Source organism: Weizmannia sp. FSL K6-0777, from assembly GCF_038593185.1.
GTDB classification, from domain to species: domain Bacteria; phylum Bacillota; class Bacilli; order Bacillales; family Bacillaceae_C; genus Weizmannia; species Weizmannia faecalis.
The window spans coordinates 1,647,952-1,670,129 of record NZ_CP151971.1 but is presented as its reverse complement, the minus strand read 5'-3'; the positions used below and the strand labels follow the sequence as shown (position 1 = coordinate 1,670,129).

Below are 22,178 nucleotides of genomic sequence, written 5' to 3'. Positions count from 1 at the left end.
GGGGCATTCCTCCTTATCTTATGAAAGCGGCCATGTTTTGAGCTCGTTCCAATACGTGCAAATGGTCTGGATGCCTTTATCAAAATTTTCAAGATGGAAATGTTCGTTCGGCGCATGGGCATTTTCCGACGAAAGGGCAAATCCCATCAGCACGACCGGAATTTTTAAAATGCGGTCAAATTCTGCGACAATCGGGATCGACCCGCCGCCCCTTGTATAAGTAACCGGCACGCCGTACACTTTTTCATACGCTTTTCCGCAAAGCTGGATGGCAGGATGCTTGCGCGGCGTGACATACGGGTAACCTTTGTCAAATTCGGTTACAGAAACGGTTACGCCTTTTGGGGCATGGGCTTCAATATGTTTTTTCAGCAACGACAGAATTTCGTACGGATCCTGGTTTGGCACAAGGCGGCAGGTCACTTTCGCAAAGGCTTCAGACGGCAAAACGGTTTTCAGGCCTTCCCCGGTAAAACCGCTTTGTAAGCCGTTGATCTCAAGCGTCGGCCGGACGGATGTTCTTTCTGCGTACGAGTAGCCTTTTTCCCCGAACAATACAGGCACGCCAAGCTGCGCCTGTATTTGGCTTTCATATGCCGCCTGTTTTGCGAACGCTTCTTTTTCTTCCGGCGTGCTTGCTTCCACTTTGTCATAAAAGCCTTCCACCAAAACCCTGCCGTCCTGGCCATGGAAGGATGCCAGCAATTCAACCAGCGCAGTGGCAGCATTTTGCACCCCGCCGCCGTATTCGCCGGAATGAAGATCGCTTGATGCGCCTTTTACATGGATTTCAAGGCCGCATAAGCCGCGCAGCCCGTAGCAGATCGTCGGTTTTCCCAATTCCGGCATGCCGGTATCGGAAACGACGATCAAATCCGCTTTTAAAAGTTCCTGATGCGCTTCTGCAAATGGCGCAAGATTCGGGCTGCCGATTTCCTCTTCCCCTTCAAACAACACTTTGATATTGACAGGCAGTTCCCCTTCCGTTTCCATCAGCGCCTCGATCGCTTTGATATGCATAAACACCTGCCCTTTATCATCGCTCACGCCGCGGGCAAAAATTTTGCCATCGCGGATCTCCGGTTTGAACGGATCGCTTTTCCAGAGGTTCAGCGGGTCAACCGGCTGGACGTCGTAATGCCCGTAAATCAGGACGGTCGGCCTCCCGTCTGCGTGAAGCCAGTCGCCGTATACAACCGGGTTGCCTTTCGTTTCCATCACTGCGGTATGTTCGAGGCCTGTTTTCCCAAGCTCCGCTTTCAGCCATTCCGCTGCTTTTCTCACATCTGTTTGATGTTCGGATAAGGAACTGACACTCGGGATTTGGAGAAAATCAAACAGTTCTTTTAAATGCTGCTCATGGTGTTCCTTTAAATATTGCTGATAGGTTTGTGGCATTCCTATACCTCCTTGTCATGCTTTCTCTTTATTGTAAGACAAGTTTCATTAATTTTCCAATTTATTTTGAAAGGCGGCAAACGAAAAAAAGAAAGCAGGAGCCCCCTTTTGGCAGCTCCTGCATTTTTTATTTATGCGTTTGATTCGCAAATTCCGCCATGGCTGCGGCCATAAACGTTGCAAGCCCTTCGCCAAATTGATCAATGTTTTTTGTAAACCGGCTGTCTTCTATATACATTTGGCCAAGCCCTTTAAAGGCTTCCGGCGTATAATTCCCGAAATGGCGGTTTAAAAAATCAAACCATTTCCGGATCGCTGTCTGCGCTCCTTGTGCGCGCGGGTCCGTATGGCGGATGGCGGCAAGCTCACGGTAAATCCCGTTCATTTCAGCAGCCAAGGCGGATTTTTCATCCCCGGTCAGCCCCGCTATTCCCGCTTCCGCTGCATCTACTGCCTGATCCCCCCATTTTTCGCGTGCCTCACGCTCATACGGATTGTTGTCAAAGCGGAAACCGGCAAATTTTTCTTCACTAGACATTTCCATTCCCTCTTTCTCCGATTGGATTGTTTTTTCGATCAAAGCAATCATTTTCACGAGCCGCTTCTGTTTTTCAATCAGCAAATGGCGCTGGAGCTCGAGCGCCCCGAGCCTGTCAAACGAAGGGCTTTCAATGATTTCCTTGATCTTTTGCAAAGGGAAGCCCAATTCCTTGAAAAATAAGATTTGCTGGAGCGTTTTTAGGTTTTCTTCCGAATAGTGCCGGTAACCGGACGGTGAAACTTCAGCCGGTTTTAGCAGCCCGATGTCGTCATAATGGCGCAATGTCCGGATGCTGACGCCGGCCAGCTCTGCAACTTCTTTAATTCTCATCGTGCAGCCCCCCTTCCTTTTTTACTGTAAGGGGTGACGCAGCGTGAGGGTCAAGACATTTTTTCAAGTTTTTCCTGGAGGGCAAACAGCACTTCGTAAATTTTTACGAAAGCTTCCATGAGCGGCATTTCTTCCTTGAAACCGGGCACATCGTTCAACGGAAAGTTCACATCCCAGATGCCTTCATTGCCATCAAAAACGATTTCCCCTTTCCCGTCTCCTTCGAGCAGTTCAGACAATCCCGTTTGAATCGCCGGCCCGTATTTTTTCTGCACTTTGAGCCCGAGCATGCAATTGTAATGGCCGAAGACATCATCCAGCTCAAGGGCAATCCCGTCGACGCCGATGATGCCAAACCAGTCTGACACGATGTAGACATATTCTTTCCTATGCTTTTTCAAATAGATGACAGGTTCATTTAAAAACGCCGCCGTTTCCACCGCAAGGGTCTCATCGGCTTCCTTGCTGCACCGTTCAATAGATGCATCGGCAAAACGGGCGGTACCCTCTTTTTCAACAATTTCTTTTTCCCTGACAGCATCTTTGAAAAAATCCTTATAGCGCTCCAAATACGCTATTTCTTGTTTACATAATATTATTATAGTATCCTTTTGGTTTTCGATATATGTTTTTAAATTTTTTCCCAGCATGGCAACCATCCTTTATGAGGTATTCTGCTAAACAGTATGTCCCAATTGGAAGCTTTTGTAAAGAAACAAAAAACTGTGCCCGGAGAATAAAATCCTTCTAGGCACAGTTTGTAAAATTATTTATTCACCGCTTCCGGTTTATGAAAATCACGTCCGTCACGGATCGCTTCTACAATTCCGGCGCGGATGACGAAATCCCCGAAATGTTCGCCTTCCTGCCGTTCTTTTGCATATTGCAAAAGAATCGGGCGCAGGGAAGCGAGGATCTCTTCTTCCCCGATATTTTCCTTATAAAGGCAAGCGAGCCTGTCGCCAGTGAAGCTGCCGCCCAAATACAAATTGTATTTTCCGGGGCCTTTCCCGATAAAAGCCATTTCCGCAAGCGCCGGCCTTGAGCAGCCGTTCGGGCAGCCTGACATTCGGATGACGATTTCTTCTTCGCGCAACCCCGCTTCATCCAAAATCTCTTCGATTTTTCCGAGCAGTTCCGGCAAGTACCGTTCTGCTTCCGCCATCGCAAGGCCGCAAGTCGGGAATGCGACACAGGACATCGAGTTTCTTCTGAGGGCGGAAGCATGCTTGCCGTCCGTCAGATGGTATTTTTCAACCAGCTCGCCGATCTTTCCTTTCATTTCGTCGGTGACATTGGAAATAATGACATTCTGATTCGGGGTCAGGCGGAACTCGCCCTGATGGATTTTTGCAATTTCGCGCAGCCCGGTCATCAAAGGATAGCCGTCAAAATCTTTGATCCTGCCGCTTTGGACAAATAACGTCAAATGCCATTTGCCATCGCCTTTGATCCAGCCGTAACGGTCGCCGTTATGGTCAAAATGGAACGGGCGGGCCTCCCCGAGATCCCAGCCGAGCCGTTCATTCAGTTCCGCCTTGATCCATTCAAGCCCCCGCGCGTCAATGGTGTACTTGAAACGCGCATTTTTCCGGTTCGCGCGGTTGCCGTAGTCGCGCTGGATCGACACCACTTTTTCCGCCACTTCAATCACCTGGTTCGGCGTGCAAAAACCGATGATCCGGGCAAGCTGCGGATATGTTTTCGGATCGCCGTGGGTCATGCCCATCCCGCCGCCAACCGCGACATTAAACCCTTCAAGCTTCCCTTCATTCAAAATGGCGATAAACCCTAAATCCTGTGAAAAAATATCGACATCATTGGAAGGCGGCACAGCAAACCCGATTTTAAACTTCCGCGGCAAATACGTTGGCCCGTACAGCGGCTCTGCCTCTTCCTGCTCTTTTGTATCAATGATTTTTTCATCTTCCAGCCAGATTTCATGATACGCGGAAGTCCGCGGCAACAAGTGGTCGCTCGTTTTTTTCGCCCATTCATACACCTCGGCATGCACATCCGACTGGTACGGGTTCGGGTTGCACATGACGTTCCGGTTCACATCCCCGCACGCGGCAAGCGTCGTCATGAGCGCATCGTTCATTTCCCGGATGGCCTGCTTTAAATTCCATTTTAAAATGCCATGCATCTGGAATGTCTGCCGGGTTGTCATACGCAGCGTTCCGTTCCCGTATTTTTGCGCCAGTTCATCCATCACAAGCCACTGTTCCGGGGTCGCAACACCGCCCGGAATGCGGACACGCACCATAAACTGGTAAGCCGGCTCCAGTTTCTTTTTGCGCCGATCGTTGCGGATATCGCGGTCGTCCTGCTGGTAGCTGCCATGAAATTTCAACAGTTTATTATCGTCTTCGGATATCGCGCCGGTCAGTGGATCTTTGAGCCCTTCCGCAATCGTCCCTCTTAAAAACCGGCTTTTTTCTTTTATCGTTTCAAGCGGATCAAGTTTTTTATCAGCCATCTTCCTGCCCCTCTCTGTTAATACACATCACGCTGGTATCGTTTTGCCCGTCGCATTTCCTGTAAATAATCCTCTGCCTCTTCCCTCGCCATATTGCCTTCTGTTTCAAGAATTTCAAGCAGCGTTTCCTGGACGTCGCGGGCCATCTGCTTTTCATCGCCGCACACATACACACAGGCGCCTTTTTCAAGCCATGCATAAAAATCTTTGCTTTTTTCAAGCATCCGGTGCTGGACGTATATTTTTTCTGCCTGGTCGCGCGAAAAAGCCACATCCATCCGTTCGAGCACGCCATTTTTCAGCCAGTTTTGCCAGTCAAGCTGATACAGAAAATCCGTCGCAAAATGCTGGTCCCCGTAAAACAGCCATGTTCGTCCGGTGATCCCTTCCGCTTCCCTTTCTTCCAGGAAAGAACGGAACGGCGCCACGCCTGTTCCCGGCCCGATCATGATCACCGGCACATCCGGGTCAGCCGGAAGTTTGAAATTCGGATTGCGGTGGACATAAACCGGCAGCTTGTCTCCCGGTTTTATCCTGCCTGCGATTTGCCCGGAGCAAACCCCTTCGCGCACCCTTCCGTTTGCTGTATAGCAGTCCAGTGCAATGACAAGATGGACTTCATCGGGGTTCGCTTTCCAGCTGCTTGCGATCGAATAAAGCCGCGGCGGCATTTTCCGGAGCATTTGTACGAAAGCTTGCACTTCCACTTTTTCCGGCGGATATTCCTCGACAAGATCGAGCAGGCCCCGCCCTTCAAGGTACGCCTTTGCCTCCGCTTCATTTTCAAGCAAAGCCGTAAGCGCTTTGTTTCCGAAAAGCACGGCTGCCTGCTGAAGCAGCGGTTTTGTTAATCTCGTAATTTCATAATGTCTGAGTAATGCTTCCCTGGCCGGCAGCACTTCCCCTTTTTTATTGACCGGAACTGGTTCTTCCGGATCCCAGCCGAGCTTTTCGATCAGCCGTTCCACGAGTTTCGGATCATTTTCCGGGTAAATCCCGATGCTGTCCCCCGGTTCAAATGTAAAACCGGACCCTTCAAGGGATAGTTCGATATGGTGCGTTTTTTTATTGGACCCTTCCCAGTTCAAGTTGATATTTTCCAACACTTCCGCCTGGAACGGGTTGGATTTGGAATAATCGGTGTTTGCAGGCCGGGTGGCATCCGCAGCGGTTGAAGCCGGCAAGGCAGATGCCCGGAGCACGCCTGCAACCCCTTCAAACCATTCGCGGGCGTCCTCTTCATAATCCACATCACAATCCACCCGCGGATAGAGCCTTTCCCCGCCCAACTCTTCCAGCCTCTTGTCGATCTCTTTTCCGACCTTGCAAAAAAACTCATATGTCTGGTCCCCAAGCGCCAAAACGGAAAAAGGGACCCCGTCCAGTTTTGGGGCTTTTCTGCTGTGGATCAGCTCATAGAAAGACAATGCGTTGTCAGGCGGATCCCCTTCCCCTTGTGTACTTGTAATGATGAGCAGATACCCTGCATTTTTTAAATCTTTCGGCTTGGCTGCATCGAGTGCCGAAAAAGATACGGTAAACTGCATTTCTTTTAATCTGGCGGCGAATGCTTCGGCAAGCGCCTGGGCATTGCCTGTCTCGGAACCAAACAGCAGCGTAACCGTTTTGGTTGCCGTCTGTACCGGTTTTTCAGCAACAGCTGTACTTCCCGGGGGATTCGTTCCTTGTTCGGCAAACGGATAGGTTAAATATCCGCTTAGCCATAATTTTTGCTGATCCGTTAATAGTTGCAGCAGTTCATTTAACTTTTCCGCCTGTTCTTTACTAAACGGGCTGTTTTGTACACTTAACGGCAAATCTTCCACCTCGCAATGTTTGCATGCACTTTTCATTTGTTTATTTATGTATGACATCCTAATCCAAATAGACATAGAAGTTTACTTGGATTTTAATCCGCTTCTTTCCATGAGAAGCGCCTTCGAAAAAAGCTCTCCTTACAAAGATAAGAAGAGCCGGCGCACAATGGTCAACTTCTCTTATCTTTCAGACGATTGTCTGCAGGAATTGGCACAGTGTTTTTCAACCTGTTGCCGAGGCTTCAAAGGGCCTTTCCCTCCACCTCTCTGGATAAGAAGCACAAATCATTATTTAGAAATCATTGAAAACATTATACAATCAAATACAGGTACAGTCAATTCTTTTTTGAACAGATGGGACATTTAAAAAAGGAAAAGGGTGGCAAGTTCCGCATCAAGCGTCCCCCCAATATACTTTATGTATCTTTTGCACAGAATGAGGGGGGAATGGATGAATATCCGCATTTACCAGGGGAATGAGATGACGCCGGAAGATGGAGATGCCAATATTGTGATCGATGTAATCCGCGCGTTTACGGTTGCCCACCATGCCTTTTTGGGCGGCGTAAAAGAAATATGGCTGGCTGACTCAATAGAAACGGCTTTTCGTATCAAAAACAAATACCCGCATGTTTTGCTCACGGGCGAAAGGCACGGCCTTCCGATCCCAGGATTTGATTTTGGTCATTCACCGGCCGCCATCGCCAAACAGCCGTTAGCCGGCAAAACGTTGGTACAAACATCGACAAACGGGGTAAAAGCAGTTTTTCACGCCCTTCACGCAAAGGAAGTCTATGTTACCGGCTTTTCGAATGCAAAAACGACGGCAAAATGGGTCCGGCGCAAATGGAAAGACAAAGACAACGCCCGCATCAACATGATTGCTTCCCATCCGACGGGGGAAGATGACCTGGCATGCGCGTTATACATGGAAAGCATCCTCACCGGCTCCGGCACGATAAAGCCGGAATCAGTGATCAAGGAGATTGTAGATGCCAGTGTTGCAAAGAAATTTCTTGATCCCGGCCAGCCTGCATTTAACCCGGCTGACCTGGAATTTTGCATTAAAGAGAGAGACTGCGGGTTTGTGATGAAAATGGATCCAACAGGAGAATTTCCAACGATCGTGAGGGTTGAAGATGAATGACCATGGTTTGACACTGCCTTTACGCAATGAGAAACCGCGGGATTGCGGAATCACCATCTTAATTGACAATGGCATTCCGCTGAACTTTTTTAAAGATACCATGAACAGTGCAGCCCCTTATATTGATTTCGTCAAATTCGGCTGGGGGACATCGGTCGTTTCACGCCATTTGGAAGAAAAAATAGATCACTTGAGGCAAAACGGCATTGCCTTCTTTTTCGGCGGCACTTTATTTGAAAAGTTTGCCAGCCAGGGAAAAACGGATCGGTACGTTCAATACTGCCGGCGGTTTGAATGCGAATATGTTGAAATCTCAAATGGCACCCTGCCGCTGTCCAATACGGAAAAATGCCGCTATATTGCGGAGTTTTCAAAGGAGTTTAAAGTGTTAAGTGAAGTCGGCTCAAAAGATGCTGCCAAATCAATGGCCGATACGCCAGCATTATGGTTGGAATCGATTAGTCAAGATTTAGAAGCAGGCGCATATAAAGTGATGACAGAGGCAAGGGAAAGCGGCACGAGCGGCATTTGCAACGGGGACGGTGAAATACGGGAGGAGATGTTTGCGGCCATCCTGGACTCGGGGATTCCCCGCGATTCTTTCATTTTCGAAGCACCCAACAAGCAGCTCCAGGCTTTTTTTATCCACCATCTCGGCCCGGATGCCAATTTGGCCAACATCCCTTTTTCGGATGCCCTTGCGCTTGAAACATTAAGGCTCGGTTTGCGATCAGATACTTTTTTTATTGGAGGAGATTCCCATGAGAGAAACGGATAAAATTTTTCATTTGGCGATTCCGTGCAAAGATCTTGATGAAACAGCCGATTTCTATCAAAAATTAGGCTGCAAGGTGGCGCGCCGATATGATGACCGGGTCACTTTCAATTTTTTCGGGGACCAGGTTGTCTGCCATCTAAGCCCTGAAAAAATTGACCTCAATCCGAAAATGTATCCCCGTCATTTCGGCATTACTTTTTTGGATAAAGCAGCATTTGAGGAAACCCTTCAATCTGCAAGGAAAAACCATTTACCATTTTTCCAGGAGAAAATGGTCCGATTTGGGGGCAGGCAAGAGGAACATTGGACATTTTTCCTCCAAGACCCCTCTAACAACTTGCTCGAATTTAAATATTACCATGATGAAAGCATGGTATATTAACCAGTCCCATTCATTGCTCAAGGCCGGGCCATGCGCCTGCTTTTTCTAGACAGCGACCCCATTTTGTCGGCTTGCAGGCATGCTCTGGGTGTAGCGGTTTCTACTCCTAATCTGCCTCAGCAAAAGGCGGCTGATGTTTTACGCCGGGTTCTTCACGAAGTTGCAGTGAGCCTTCCTTCTGCTTCACATCAAAAAATTACAAGCAAACCATGCAAAAAACCGCAGACCATACAGCTGCGGTTTTTTTCGAATTCTTACAGGAAGGAGCGGTGCTTGAAATTCGGGGATAGGTCCGGAAGTTGTTAACAAACGCCAAAATTTATCGCTCCTTCATCGGTTTCGAATTCAAACGCTACCGGAAGTAAATGTTGTCTTCACTTCCGGTCATTTTGGTTTCTTATTGATTTTCTATGTTGACAAAAGCCTTTTCGGGATTGACATGTGTTTTTGTGATTTTTGCCTGGTACAGCCAATCCGAAACGTCTTGCCATTTTTTTGGGTCCTGATCGGCAATAGTTTTATTTTTCTCGTCCATCTTCGGCAGTAAAATGTGCAGGCTCTTCGTTTCCACATTTTTATCCAGCGGTGAAGAGGCATCTTCATGTTTTAACAAAATGGCAAGTGCCTTTTCCGGATGTTTTTTGACATATTGCTGGCCTTTTTCGGCGGCAGCAAGAAATTTTTTAAAAATGTCTGGCTGCTGTTTCAGCTTATTTTCGTTTGCGATAAAAACGAGTTCTTCATAATCCGGAACGCCGTATTTTGCCGGATTGAACGCTCTAACGGGTACGCCCTCCTTTTCCAGCAGCAGCTGTTCATGATTGACAAAACCGCCGACGATCGCATCAGTTTTATGGGCTGTCAGAGCAGGGATTAAATCATAGCCAACATCCACTGTTTTCACCTTGTCCGGATCGCCCCCGTCTGCTTTGACCATTGTCCGCACGGCTGCTTCTTCCAGCGGAATGGAAGAGTAGCCGACCGTTTTGCCCGCCAGGTCTTTCGGTGAGCGGATGCCGCTTGAAGCCGGCACCATCACACGGTTCAGCGTATGGCGGACGACGGTGCCAAAAGATTGGACCGGAATATTCTCATCGCGTGCGATTAACACTTGGGGTTGATAACTTAATGCAATATCAATTCGATTCGCAGCCGCAAGTTTTAACGGGTCATTTGTGTCAGAAGGCATTTTGATGCTGACATCAAGGCCCTGCGCTTTAAAATAGCCTTTTTCCTGGGCTACATAAAGAAAAGAATGAACCGCATTTGGATACCAATCCAGCATGATCGTTACTTTTTGCGCATGTTTCGTTGCTTGCTGCAAATGATTGCTGCAGGCACCTAGGAAACATGCGAGCACAGCGGCCATTATCCATCGTTTTTTCATTGAAAATCCCCCTAAATTTTTGTTCTGTTTTTCAATAAGCCTTTTTCCATCCCATAAATAAGCAAAAATAATCCCATGCCGAACGCAGCCAAAAGAAAAACGGCCGAAAAAACTGCGTCCGACTGCAAATATCCGGACATTCGCTTGCTAAAAAATCCAAGCCCCGCAGTTGCGCCAAGCCACTCCCCGATCGCTGCCCCGCTGACACAATATACAACCGATAATTTCAAGCCGGATAAAAATTGAGGAAGAGCCATTGGGACAGAAAGTTTTCGAAAAATATCCCAGCGGCTGGCGCCCATTGTCCGAAACAAATTCAAATAGGCGGAATCAACGGTTTTTAATCCGTCAAAAGTGCTGATTACAATCGGAAAGATAGCCGTTAACACAATGATCGCTACCTTGCTCCAAACTGAATAACCGAACCACATCATAAAAACAGGTGATACGGCGACAAGCGGGATCGTTTGCGAAATAACAAGAAACGGATAAAAGATTTTTTCAGCCATTTTGGAAACATACATGAGGACACCGATCATCACTCCACCCGTAACGGATAAAAGAAAACCGATGCCGACTTCCTCCACTGTCGCTGGCAAATGCACATTTATTAATTGCCTGTGATTTTCTATGAAAGATGCATAGATTTGGGTAGGGGACGGCAAAATGAAAGACGGGATCATCCCTTTCTGTATGACCCACTGCCAGCCGGCTATCAAGACCAGCATCGTAACGCAAAAAAGTCCGTAATCCCCCAGCCATTTTCGCCACTTCATTTAGGAAACCTCCTTTCATCCAAACTTCCAATATGTACAAGCTGCAAACCGTTCCAAAGCCCGTTCAACCATTTGAATTTTTTCCTGCTATAGCAATCTTCCACCTACTTTTTGTTTTTATTTCTTCCTGCCCGTCGTCATTGACGGGGTTTTTCCGGTTACCGCCCTAAAAGCAGCTATTTTCCCTCCCTTCCAACAGAAAAAAGCCAGGCCTGTAAAAGACCTGACTTTAATAAGCAAGAAAATTTTCACAAATCCCTACTTTCCTACGCCGGCATGATCCGGATCAGGTCCAAAGGGTTGAAAAACCAACTGTTTTTCTCTCAGCCCGCCAATCCGGGCACCCCTAGTAGTCTGAAATATTTACTTTTTTCCATTATAGGCTTTCTATTTGCTTGTGTAAAGTGGTGCAGGCTTTTTTCTATGGTGATTGGTTCAATTATTTAGCTCCAAGTCAGGGCTCCTGTTTTTCCAAAAATCCCGAAAAAAACCGCAAAAATTTTCAATCATGATGATACTCACGAACCGTCATCGTAAACTGAATAGACAGCCATTCAGATATGTTATTTTGCTTAACCATTATTTATATGGCAACGGCTGCGGTTGTAAGTGCTTACGGAAACAACCACATCGCCCCCTCTTCTCGTGCTTGTAAACTCACAAAAAGCACCCAATTTTATGAAAAATTTTAAAATCTTCTTGTTAAATGACATTCATGTCGCTTATAATAATAAAAACGACACAAATGTCATTTAAGGAGGAGCATAAATGAAAAATCCGCTTTTTAAAAATCATTCCTTTCTGTTCTTAATCAGTGCGCAAACCGTTTCAAATCTTGGGGACTGGCTGCATCTTGTTGCATTGTTTGCATTAGTGGCATTTAAGTGGCACGCTGACCCGATTGCAATGGCAGGCATTACATTATGCATGGTGCTGCCGTCAATTTTATTTGGATCCCCTGCCGGCTGGCTGGCAGACCGGTTTAACCGTAAAGTGCTGATGAGCTTCTCGGATTTCGCCCGCTGCGGTTGTGTGCTCGGGATTGCTTTTTCCGTTTCGCTTTGGCAAGTTTATATCTTTCTATTTTTTTTGGGCTTTTTCTCAGCCGTCTTTACCCCTGCAGAAAGCGGCCTGCTCCGCCAAGTTGTTGGTGAAAACCAAATACAGGCGGCAATCGGTACAAGCGAGATGATCAATAACAGCGCCAAAATCATCGGGCCAGTAGCAGGCGGCGCATTGATCAGCCTGACCGGAATCAAAGGCGCTTTTTATCTTGATGCCATTTCTTTCTCTCCGCTATTCTGCTGTTTGGAATCAAAGCGCCGACATTACAGAGCCCGGTAAAAAGTGATCTAGAACATCGGGAAAAGGGCGCGCTAACTGAAGGATTTCGCTTTCTCTCCGGTTTTCCCGTGTTAAAAATGGGTCTGATCGTTTTTTTTACCATGATACTGGCCTTGCAAATTTCTGATTCCCAGGCCATGTTATTAATAAGGGATATCAAGAACGCAACGGTCCATTTTGCGAGCTGGTGTATTGCGGCAAGCGGTTTTGGCATGCTTACTGCTTCCGTGCTGTTTACGAAAATAAAGTTAGGGGAGAAATTAATCACTTTAAAAATCAGCCCCGCCATACTTGGTTTGGGGTGTATCATAGTAAGTACGGGTACCGGCTGGCCGATCGGCATCATTGAAGCCGTTTACCCTTGCGTCTTTTTTCTGATGGGTTTTTCTTTTACAATGGCTGCCATTCCTTTCGATGTGCTCGTCCAAAAGAAAACGCCTGAAACGCATACCGGAAGAGTGTTCGGTACCATCAACAGCCTTTCTACACTCGCTGTGCTTGTTGGCATATTACTTGGAGGCTCGCTTTCAGAGTGGTTTGGCGTCCGTCTCGCATTTCTGATCTCTGGCGGAACCACTTGCCTGCTTGCTGCCGTTTCCGCAATCGCAATGAAAAAAGCAGAAAGGAAGGAAATTCATGTCGCCGAGGGTATCAAAACAACATCTTGAAGAAAGAAAAAATCATATATTGGATGCTGCGAAGCGGGTGTTTGAACGAAAAGGCTATGAACCTGTTACCATGCAGGATATCGTAAAAGAAGCCGGCATTAGCAGAGGAAATCTGTATCAGTATTTTTCTAACACAGAGGAAATCATGCAGGCGGTTATTGAAAAAAATGACGATTCATTTTATACGTACATTCAAGACCTGGTAAGCAGCCATGAAAAAGTATGGGATGCCATTCAAGCCTATCAGAAAGTGGTTTTCCAGAGTTTGCCAAATCCTTACGGGATCGTGATGTATGAATACTCTGTCACCAGGTGGCGCAATCCGGAAAGAAAGGCATTTTTCCAAAAAAGGTATACCCGAGCCATGAAAAGCTTTTTAGCGCTTCTAGAAGAGGGCGTAAAACAGGGTGAATTTCACCCGGTACAGCCGCTTGAAACGATCGTCAATTTTATGGTGAACATATGGGACGGCCTGATTTTAATGGCCCATGTGGAGGAACCGGAAAGAGTAGCAGTAGGCGGCCAACTTGAGGCGTTAAATTTATACTTAATCCAGGCTTTGCGCCCCGATGAAAATACAGACTGGCATTTGGACACTAAGATTGAACCCGGTTGATATGAACCTGGTTCAGATATAAAACGATAAGAATCGTTATTTACGCAATTCGCTATATTGAATCTGAATCCTGTTTTCCGGTTTTTGATCCACTGTATATAAGATAAACAGAAAAAACCATTCCAAAGGTTTCATGAAAAGACAGACAAGGTCCGCTGACCACTTTGTACGGATATGCCTGCTGAGAGGATAACCGTATTTATCATAAATATAGCGGATGAAGTGATGCACACGCGGCATGTATTCTTCAAGAAGATGTTCGAAGGCATTCGCAACGAGCAACTGGCGATTCACAGGAATTCTTTTGCCGTGCCGGAGCCCTGCCCTTACCGGCTTAACGACTTTTGTGTGCCCCCTCGCTGCCACAGAACATAAATAGTGTTCGTCTCCTTTTAACATTTCCGGAGGGGGATTGGGTATCCTGGAATAGGTGAAAGAACTTGTATCTAAAAACAAACGGATAAAGCTGTCCGGCCGCTGACCAAATAATATGAGGACCATTTGGACAATAAGCAAAACAGGAAAAAAACAAACCGCCCACAATCGAGGCATTTTACTATACCGTACGGAAATTTTAAAGAGTAAAAGAAGAAATCCCTTATACTGTACAGTCTCTTTCCTCATTTTTATTGAAAACTCATTCAGTGAATCTTTTAACTTGGTGATATACAGTAAAGCAAGGCAAAATAAGCTATATTGAAATGCTCGGACGGAATACATATCCCCAAGTTTTGAGAATAGCGTATGTGTAAAATAAACAGCAGCAAACCCAATATTTGGAACCAGTATCATACTGCTCACGACATAGATAACCGGTGAAACCTGGCCGGGATAAAAATTCAATATCAGGAACCCAACCAGGCCCAATACAACCAACACAATCGCTGAAAGGATATGATTAGGAGCCAATGAAGCATAGCCGTCCGCCCGCCCTCCGATTTCATAAACGTGCAGCTGTTCGCCTGCCCTTGCACCATAAGCGTTCAGATAACACCCCACGATCAACAGGCAAATAAGCACGGCTGCATTCACCGTATCCATTGTTTTGACTTTGATGGATGGGGCTACTTGTGTTCCCTTTTTAAAGCTGGATAGGAATCTGGCAATCACATACACAGGAATACAGAGAACAAATAGGGCTAAAAACACAAAAAATACGGATAGAATATGATAGCCAAATCCTAGGATGTATGCCGCTACCAGGAACAAAAGCACGACTGCAATTAAACTTATGATTACAATTGGCGCTCTGTTGTTTTTCAATGCAGTCCCCCCTATGCTAAATGAATATTTTCAAAAATGCGCCCGCGCTTCTGGCGCTTCTTTGCGATTGTATTTCCGGATAACAGTTAAATTGATTTGTTCCAGGCCTTTGGTTTCTTTCGCTATGCTTATTCGTTTTTTAAAGTGCCCCCCACCCCCTTTCTACAAAAGTCCCGTAAAAAGGCGGATTTGAAGTAAGTTTGGTCGAAAAGAATGCTGTACTGTACTCCCCTCAAAGGAAGATGAAGATAGTTCCCTTAACAATAGGAAAATATATAGGAGGAGTGGAAATGAGTTAATGGATTACGGATGATCATCCATATTTCACAGTGTGCCGTCTTTCAATATCTTTTCACATAAATAACCAACGATATATGCCCGGGGCGTCCTTTCTTTAAGGTCTTGGTTTTTGGCAAGATCGTCAATCGCCATCCAAATGGTATTCCATAAATCAGTATTTTCATATTCTTCGTATGGATGATTTCTCATTTTAAGTTGCCTCCTCCTCAGTCGAAGCCAGTGGTTTTTTAACAGTTTCGGTTGTGAATTTGACTTCTCTCTTTATGATAGGACAAATGCCTCCGGGGTTGATTGCAGTGCACGCATCAAAGTTTCCGGTACGCGTCAGCATCAGACTCATGTAAAATACGGATATGCATTTGCTCCTCTTCTATCCGCTTTTTATTTATCGTTAAAGGTTCTAAACCTTCCCTGCCATCCGGAACACTTTCCCGTCCATTTCAGGCTTTAGCCATTTCATCCCCATTTTCTCATAGAACGAAATGGCCTGCTTGTTTGTCGGGGATACTCTGAGATGGTATTCCTCCAATTGATGTTTTTTGAAAACGCTCATCGCATACGCATGCAGCTCAGCACCAAGACCCAAGCCGCGTTTTTCCGGAATAAGATAGTACAAGTTGACATAGCCAATCGATTTGCCTACAAAATCTTTACGTGTCACCTCAAGCTGTCCAATTGGAACTCCATTTTCAATCGCAAGCATAAAACCTTCCGGAAATCGTACTTGCTGCATTTCAAGCCATTCAAGGTACTCTCTTGCATTGAAATTTGCATCCGTTCCGAAGCTTACGATAAAAGAATCCCTGCGGAACGGGAGAATATACTGGAGATGCTGCCTAACTTGAATGGGAATAAAATCCATTTATTAACCTCCTCTCTTGTTTCCTCCTTTGCCAGCCCTTTATCATTTCTTTTCGCCCCGGCAGCTGAAATCCATTTATCAATCGGTTGGCACAATTCTCTATTTTCTTATCGTCATTTATTGTAGCACAAGAACTGCGGATTTCCTTCTTTTACATTGTCCGTTTACTTTTTCAGCGTGAATCAACGGTCAATTATGGATAGTCATTTTTGAAGCAATATGTTATGTTGAGACTGTAAAGGATGCGGAAATGGGGGCTCCGAAATGTTTGATACAGTGATAAATACTGTGTTAGGTTTTGCTATGATCATTCTTATACTTTTTTTGCTTTACCGGTATCTCGTTCTTATGAAAACGAAGAAACTGTCTAAAATCGATTCCTTTTTTATAAAAGAATCCCATCATATGAATAACATACCCAATAAACAGATCGTTCGCTTCCTGAAATTGAGATATATTTTTAGTGCTGCCATTTTATTCCTGTTTCTTATAGTAGTATTATATTTTAAAACCGTAAACAGTCTTGTCATTCCTCTTATTTTATTGATAGAGTTTACTGGAATTTCCGTCATTGATCATAAAATTAAAAAGGCGAAAAACAAATAACCCAGCCGGCTTGGTTCAGTTCACCTTGTTAGAAAATATGATCTATTTGGACACTAAAGGAGGAAACCGGAATGTTTGATGACGTACATGAAACTGAAGCCGATCTGTTTTTCCGGATATCATAACTGCAGCCATTTAAAAGAACAACTACTTCATTTGATGTGAGCGTTCCATTTAAACGAAGACCAACTACCGGATTTATAAAGTAAAGTGCAATCGAGTAGGAGGCTAATCATTATTTGATTAGCCGACCTCTCACACCACCGTGCGTACGGTTCCGTACACGGCGGTTCTAAAGTTTACGACCGTACAGACAGATAATAATCCAGAAAACTTATATACCTTGCTCTTCGGAAGAGTTCGTTTGTAAGGGTTCTGGCTAATATATGGCTGCCGGAGATTCTCCAGTAGCCTTTTCTTGTGTTAGCCCATTCCCACGCCTTTCTTTTATTGATCCCTAATTTCTTGAGCCAATAAAATCTTGTGCGTACTCTCTTCCATCTTTTCCAAGTTACCATTCGCATTCTTCTTCGTGTCCATTGGTCCAGTCTGGTTACCAGACTTTTCATATCCGCTAGCTTGTAGTAATTTACCCATCCTCGGACAGTGTCGTTTAGCCTTTTCTTTCTTTCCTCTACGCTTAATCCGTTGCTTCTTCCTGTGATTCTGCGAATTTTCTCCTTTAATTTTTGAACACCCTTCGGGTGTACCCGGAATTTGCATTTTCCTTCATAAAGGTAAAATCCATAACTCAGGAACTTGATGTTTCTAATATGTATGATCATCGTCTTCTCTCGGTTCACTTTGAGTCGCAATTTCTTCTCAATGAATGGGAGAATGTTATGGTATGTTCTTTCGCAGCTTCTTCGGCTTTTACAGAATATGATCACATCATCAGCGTAACGGACAAATCGGTGATTTCTTGCTTCCATTTCTTTATCCAATTCGTTTAACATTACATTGGCAAGAAGCGGACTTAGTGGTCCTCCTTGTGGAACACCGAAATCATTTGTTGTCCTTATTCCTTTGATCATAACACCTGCATTTAGGAATTTATGGATTAAGGAGATTACACGTCCGTCGTGAATTGTTTCACTCAATATCTGGATAAGCTTACTATGGTTTACCGTGTCAAAGTACTGTTCTAAGTCCAGGTCTACTACATACTGGTATCCTTCATTTACATTCTTTTGGCACTTGAGAAGTGCCTGATGTGTACTTCTATGTGGTCGGAAACCATAGCTATTGTCTGAGAACTTTCTTTCATATATAGGGACTAGGACCTGCGAAATGGCTTGTTGGATGACTCGGTCTACTACCGTTGGTATTCCAAGTTTCCTTGTTTTCCCGTTGTCTTTTGGAATTTCTACCCTTCTAACGGGTTGGGGCTTGTATGTCCCATTTCGAATGGAGAGGACGAGTTCCCTCTGATGTTCAGTTAGGTATGCCAAAAGTTCACCTGTTTTCATTCCATCGACACCGCCCGCACCTTTGTTTTTCTTTACCTTTTTATAGGCACGGTGCAGGTTATTACTTGAAAGGATTCGTTCGAGCATCCATTCGTTCTGTCTGTTGGTGTTAGTGGTGTTGTTTTCAGTTATCCTCTTGAAACTATGCCCTCTGCCATATCCTTCCTGTTCCGCAGTATCTTTTTGACAGCAGGTTTCTTCCTGTTTTCTGCATTTGTTCGTTTCTTCGGTAACTTTCATTGACTTCCACTTCCTTTAGTTCAGCCCTTCCTTCGATGCTCCAGGCATCTCCGTACTATGGCTTCTGCTGACTTCTCACGGCAAATCTTGTTTCAACCAGGTTTCATACTCTGTTTCCACCTGTCCGTGAGACCTCCCGTGGTAAGGTGATTTGCTTTCATTCCATGTACCCGCACCATTTACGTTTCCACATCCGGATAGCTTTTGGGCTTTGACTTGTTCAGCAGCCTTACCCTGTGAGAGTACGCCTAATGATGTTCGTGTTCCTCGGGTCAGAATTTTGCCTCCAGCTTCCTTCAGATTCCATCTCACGATGGACACCCTTGCTCTTGGCTAATGGTTGGTCGCTACCTACCCCCATAGCGGACTTACACCGCCTAGCGAATCGCCATGCACGGCGCACTGGAAAAACCGCAGATCGTAATCTGCGGCTTGCTTTGGCCCGGCAACGTCCTACTCTCGCAGGGGGAGACCCCCAACTACCATCGGCGCTGGAAAGCTTAACTTCCGAGTTCGGGATGTGTTCGGGTGTGACCTTTCCGCCATCATCACCGGACCTGTATAATTTTTGGGATGTGTTCCCTGAAAACCGGATGGGAGAAAAAACTGTAAACGGAGAACGCGTTTCTAACTTTGAGAATTGTCTAGCTCCAGTGCACCTTTTTCAAGGCGCCCTTCGCTTTTCTATTTGGTTAAGTCCTCGATCGATTAGTATCCGTCAGCTCCACGCGTCGCCGCGCTTCCACCCCGGACCTATCAACCTGATCATCTTTCAGGGATCTTACCAGTATAAACTGTGGGAAATCTCATCTTGAGGGGGGCTTCATGCTTAGATGCTTTCAGCACTTATCCCTTCCGCACATAGCTACCCAGCGATGCCTTTGGCAAGACAACTGGTACACCAGCGGTGCGTCCATCCCGGTCCTCTCGTACTAAGGACAGCTCCTCTCAAATTTCCTGCGCCCGCGACGGATAGGGACCGAACTGTCTCACGACGTTCTGAACCCAGCTCGCGTACCGCTTTAATGGGCGAACAGCCCAACCCTTGGGACCGACTACAGCCCCAGGATGCGATGAGCCGACATCGAGGTGCCAAACCTCCCCGTCGATGTGGACTCTTGGGGGAGATCAGCCTGTTATCCCCAGGGTAGCTTTTATCCGTTGAGCGATGGCCCTTCCATGCGGAACCACCGGATCACTAAGCCCGACTTTCGTCCCTGCTCGACTTGTAAGTCTCGCAGTCAAGCTCCCTTATGCCTTTACACTCTGCGAATGATTTCCAACCATTCTGAGGGAACCTTTGGGCGCCTCCGTTACCTTTTAGGAGGCGACCGCCCCAGTCAAACTGCCTGCCTGACACTGTCTCCCACCCCGGTAAGGGGTGCGGGTTAGAATTTCAATACAGCCAGGGTAGTATCCCACCGATGCCTCCGCCGAAGCTGGCGCTCCGGTTTCCAAGGCTCCTACCTATCCTGTACAAGCTGTACCAAAATTCAATATCAGGCTGCAGTAAAGCTCCATGGGGTCTTTCCGTCCTGTCGCGGGTAACCTGCATCTTCACAGGTACTATAATTTCACCGAGTCTCTCGTTGAGACAGTGCCCAGATCGTTACACCTTTCGTGCGGGTCAGAACTTACCTGACAAGGAATTTCGCTACCTTAGGACCGTTATAGTTACGGCCGCCGTTTACTGGGGCTTCAGTTCAGAGCTTCGCCTGACGGCTAACCCCTCTCCTTAACCTTCCAGCACCGGGCAGGTGTCAGCCCCTATACTTCGCCTTGCGGCTTCGCAGAGACCTGTGTTTTTGCTAAACAGTCGCCTGGGCCTATTCACTGCGGCTTCCCGGGGCATACACCCCAAAAAGCACCCCTTCTCCCGAAGTTACGGGGTCATTTTGCCGAGTTCCTTAACGAGAGTTCTCTCGCTCACCTTAGGATTCTCTCCTCGCCTACCTGTGTCGGTTTGCGGTACGGGCGCCTTTCACCTCACTAGAGGCTTTTCTTGGCAGTGTGGAATCAGGAACTTCGGTACTAAAATTTCCCTCGCCATCACAGCTCCGCCTTGGCGCGAAGGATTTGCCTCCGCACCGGCCTAACTGCTTGGACGCGATCAACCAGTGTCGCGCTTGCCCTATCCTCCTGCGTCCCCCCATCGTTCAAACGGTGAAGAGGCGGTACAGGAATATCAACCTGTTGTCCATCGCCTACGCCTTTCGGCCTCGGCTTAGGCCCCGACTAACCCTGAGCGGACGAGCCTTCCTCAGGAAACCTTAGGCATTCGGTGGAAGGGATTCTCACCCTTCTTTCGCTACTCATACCGGCATTCTCACTTCTAAGCGCTCCACCGGTCCTTCCGGTCCGGCTTCAACGCCCTTAGAACGCTCTCCTACCACGGACACCAAATGGTGTCCATCCGCAGCTTCGGTGATACGTTTAGCCCCGGTACATTTTCGGCGCAGCGTCACTCGACCAGTGAGCTATTACGCACTCTTTGAATGATGGCTGCTTCTAAGCCAACATCCTGGTTGTCTAAGCAACGCCACATCCTTTTCCACTTAACGTATACTTTGGGACCTTAGCTGGCGGTCTGGGCTGTTTCCCTTTCGACCATGGATCTTATCACTCACAGTCTGACTCCCAAGCATAAGTTTTTGGCATTCGGAGTTTGTCTGAATTCGGTAACCCGATGAGGGCCCCTCGTCCAAACAGTGCTCTACCTCCAAAACTCTTCGCTTGAGGCTAGCCCTAAAGCTATTTCGGAGAGAACCAGCTATCTCCAAGTTCGATTGGAATTTCTCCGCTACCCACACCTCATCCCCGCACTTTTCAACGTGCGTGGGTTCGGGCCTCCAGCAAGTGTTACCTTGCCTTCACCCTGGACATGGGTAGATCACCTGGTTTCGGGTCTGCGGCCTCATACTCTTTCGCCCTGTTCAGACTCGCTTTCGCTGCGGCTCCGCTTCTTCAGCTTAACCTTGCATGAGACCGTAACTCGCCGGTTCATTCTACAAAAGGCACGCCATCACCCGTTAACGGGCTCTGACTACTTGTAGGCACACGGTTTCAGGATCTCTTTCACTCCCCTCCCGGGGTGCTTTTCACCTTTCCCTCACGGTACTGGTTCACTATCGGTCACTAGGGAGTATTTAGCCTTGGGAGATGGTCCTCCCGGATTCCGGCGGGATTCCTCGTGTCCCGCCGTACTCAGGATCCACTCGGGAGAGAACGAAGTGTCAGTTACAGGGCTTTTACCTTCTCCGGCAGGCCTTTCCAGGCCGCTTCACTTAACCTGTTCTTTTGTAACTCCCATATGAGTGTCCTACAACCCCGGAAGGCAAGCCTTCCGGTTTGGGCTGTTTCCTGTTCGCTCGCCGCTACTTGGGAAATCGCAATTGCTTTCTCTTCCTCCGGGTACTGAGATGTTTCAGTTCCCCGGGTGTGCCCTTCCTGCCCTATGGATTCAGGCAGGAATCCTGTCCGATTAAAGACAGGGGGTTTCCCCATTCGGAAATCTCCGGATCAAAGCTTACGTACAGCTCCCCGGAGCATATCGGTGTTTGTACCGTCCTTCATCGGCTCCTAGTGCCAAGGCATTCACCGTGCGCCCTTTCTAACTTAACCATAAAAAGGTTTAAATCCAAAAATAAGCGATTCTCGGTTTACTTGGTTTGTTTCTCCTATCCGGTTTTCAAAGAACACATACTGAAGGATTGAACCTTCAAAACTGAACAAAACGGAAACGTCAAACTTAATTGTGGAAAACGAAGTTTTCCTT

At 46.8% G+C, this 22,178-nt stretch carries 15 protein-coding genes, 2 rRNA genes, 1 pseudogene and 2 riboswitches; of the genes and pseudogenes, 5 read left to right on the top strand and 13 right to left on the bottom strand.

Annotation, left to right across the window (positions count from 1 at the left end; all coding sequences use genetic code 11):
• Positions 1-18: 18 nt before the first annotated feature.
• The 5 genes from NST70_RS07765 to NST70_RS07745 all read right to left on the bottom strand — a co-directional run bounded on the left by NST70_RS07765 (position 19) and on the right by NST70_RS07745 (position 6,622).
• The gene (locus tag NST70_RS07765) at positions 19-1,398 is read right to left on the bottom strand and encodes a dipeptidase (protein WP_342476120.1); all 1,380 of its coding nucleotides are present in this window, start codon (positions 1,396-1,398) and stop codon (positions 19-21) included.
• 127 nt (positions 1,399-1,525) lie between these two features.
• Entirely contained in the window at positions 1,526-2,269 is a 744-nt protein-coding gene (locus NST70_RS07760; RefSeq protein ID WP_342476119.1) for a MerR family transcriptional regulator, read from the bottom strand.
• A gap of 50 nt (positions 2,270-2,319) precedes the next feature.
• Complete coding sequence (locus NST70_RS07755) at positions 2,320-2,838, bottom strand: hypothetical protein (protein ID WP_234969524.1); 519 nt, start codon at positions 2,836-2,838, stop codon at positions 2,320-2,322.
• A 197-nt stretch (positions 2,839-3,035) separates the two neighbouring features.
• Positions 3,036-4,748 (bottom strand): assimilatory sulfite reductase (NADPH) hemoprotein subunit, encoded by a 1,713-nt coding sequence (cysI, locus tag NST70_RS07750; protein ID WP_237349285.1) that lies wholly within the window; start codon positions 4,746-4,748, stop codon positions 3,036-3,038.
• 17 nt (positions 4,749-4,765) lie between these two features.
• Positions 4,766-6,622, bottom strand: a complete 1,857-nt coding sequence (locus tag NST70_RS07745; RefSeq protein WP_052123352.1) for an assimilatory sulfite reductase (NADPH) flavoprotein subunit — start codon at positions 6,620-6,622, stop codon at positions 4,766-4,768.
• A 120-nt stretch (positions 6,623-6,742) separates the two neighbouring features.
• A riboswitch (SAM riboswitch) is annotated at positions 6,743-6,843 on the bottom strand.
• Positions 6,844-7,016: 173 nt separating this feature from the next.
• Between NST70_RS07745 and NST70_RS07740 the strand changes: the two genes are divergently transcribed.
• The 3 genes from NST70_RS07740 to NST70_RS07730 are packed head-to-tail and all read left to right on the top strand — an operon-like array spanning position 7,017 to position 8,872.
• Complete coding sequence (locus tag NST70_RS07740; RefSeq protein WP_168986017.1) at positions 7,017-7,712, top strand: 2-phosphosulfolactate phosphatase; 696 nt, start codon at positions 7,017-7,019, stop codon at positions 7,710-7,712.
• Positions 7,705-8,490 carry a phosphosulfolactate synthase gene (locus NST70_RS07735; RefSeq protein WP_179234405.1) on the top strand — a complete coding sequence of 262 codons (786 nt, stop codon included), beginning with the start codon at positions 7,705-7,707 and terminating at the stop codon, positions 8,488-8,490. Before NST70_RS07740 ends, NST70_RS07735 begins: the two co-directional genes overlap by 8 nt.
• On the top strand, positions 8,474-8,872 hold the full coding sequence (locus NST70_RS07730; protein ID WP_179234404.1) for a VOC family protein: 399 nt from the start codon (positions 8,474-8,476) through the stop codon (positions 8,870-8,872). The genes NST70_RS07735 and NST70_RS07730 overlap by 17 nt, the downstream gene beginning before the upstream one ends.
• A 397-nt stretch (positions 8,873-9,269) precedes the next feature.
• Here NST70_RS07730 and NST70_RS07725 read toward each other — a convergent pair whose 3' ends face one another.
• Both NST70_RS07725 and NST70_RS07720 read right to left on the bottom strand, forming a co-directional pair.
• Entirely contained in the window at positions 9,270-10,259 is a 990-nt protein-coding gene (locus NST70_RS07725; protein WP_342476115.1) for an ABC transporter substrate-binding protein, read from the bottom strand.
• Between the two features lie 11 nt (positions 10,260-10,270).
• The gene (locus tag NST70_RS07720; protein WP_328229646.1) at positions 10,271-11,035 is read right to left on the bottom strand and encodes an ABC transporter permease; all 765 of its coding nucleotides are present in this window, start codon (positions 11,033-11,035) and stop codon (positions 10,271-10,273) included.
• Between the two features lie 246 nt (positions 11,036-11,281).
• Positions 11,282-11,393, bottom strand: a riboswitch (TPP riboswitch).
• Positions 11,394-11,803: 410 nt separating this feature from the next.
• Between NST70_RS07720 and NST70_RS07715 the strand changes: the two are divergent.
• Both NST70_RS07715 and NST70_RS07710 read left to right on the top strand, forming a co-directional pair.
• A pseudogene (locus tag NST70_RS07715) lies at positions 11,804-13,047 on the top strand (MFS transporter).
• Positions 13,016-13,663, top strand: a complete 648-nt coding sequence (locus tag NST70_RS07710; protein WP_061577590.1) for a TetR/AcrR family transcriptional regulator — start codon at positions 13,016-13,018, stop codon at positions 13,661-13,663. Before NST70_RS07715 ends, NST70_RS07710 begins: the two are co-directional and overlap by 32 nt.
• A gap of 36 nt (positions 13,664-13,699) precedes the next feature.
• Here the strand turns inward: NST70_RS07710 and NST70_RS07705 are convergent, their stop codons facing one another.
• The 6 genes from NST70_RS07705 to NST70_RS07680 form a co-directional block, all read right to left on the bottom strand.
• Positions 13,700-14,926: a DUF6688 family protein gene (locus NST70_RS07705; protein ID WP_061577589.1), complete on the bottom strand. Its 1,227-nt coding sequence runs from the start codon at positions 14,924-14,926 to the stop codon at positions 13,700-13,702.
• 324 nt (positions 14,927-15,250) lie between these two features.
• Positions 15,251-15,415 carry a hypothetical protein gene (locus NST70_RS07700; protein WP_017550365.1) on the bottom strand — a complete coding sequence of 55 codons (165 nt, stop codon included), beginning with the start codon at positions 15,413-15,415 and terminating at the stop codon, positions 15,251-15,253.
• Positions 15,416-15,626: 211 nt separating this feature from the next.
• Complete coding sequence (locus NST70_RS07695; protein WP_017550364.1) at positions 15,627-16,088, bottom strand: GNAT family N-acetyltransferase; 462 nt, start codon at positions 16,086-16,088, stop codon at positions 15,627-15,629.
• 905 nt (positions 16,089-16,993) lie between these two features.
• Complete coding sequence (ltrA, locus tag NST70_RS07690; RefSeq protein ID WP_342476112.1) at positions 16,994-18,403, bottom strand: group II intron reverse transcriptase/maturase; 1,410 nt, start codon at positions 18,401-18,403, stop codon at positions 16,994-16,996.
• Positions 18,404-18,843: 440 nt separating this feature from the next.
• Positions 18,844-18,959, bottom strand: a 5S ribosomal RNA gene (gene rrf / locus NST70_RS07685).
• Between the two features lie 132 nt (positions 18,960-19,091).
• Positions 19,092-22,024 (bottom strand): 23S ribosomal RNA (locus NST70_RS07680).
• Positions 22,025-22,178: the final 154 nt, after the last annotated feature.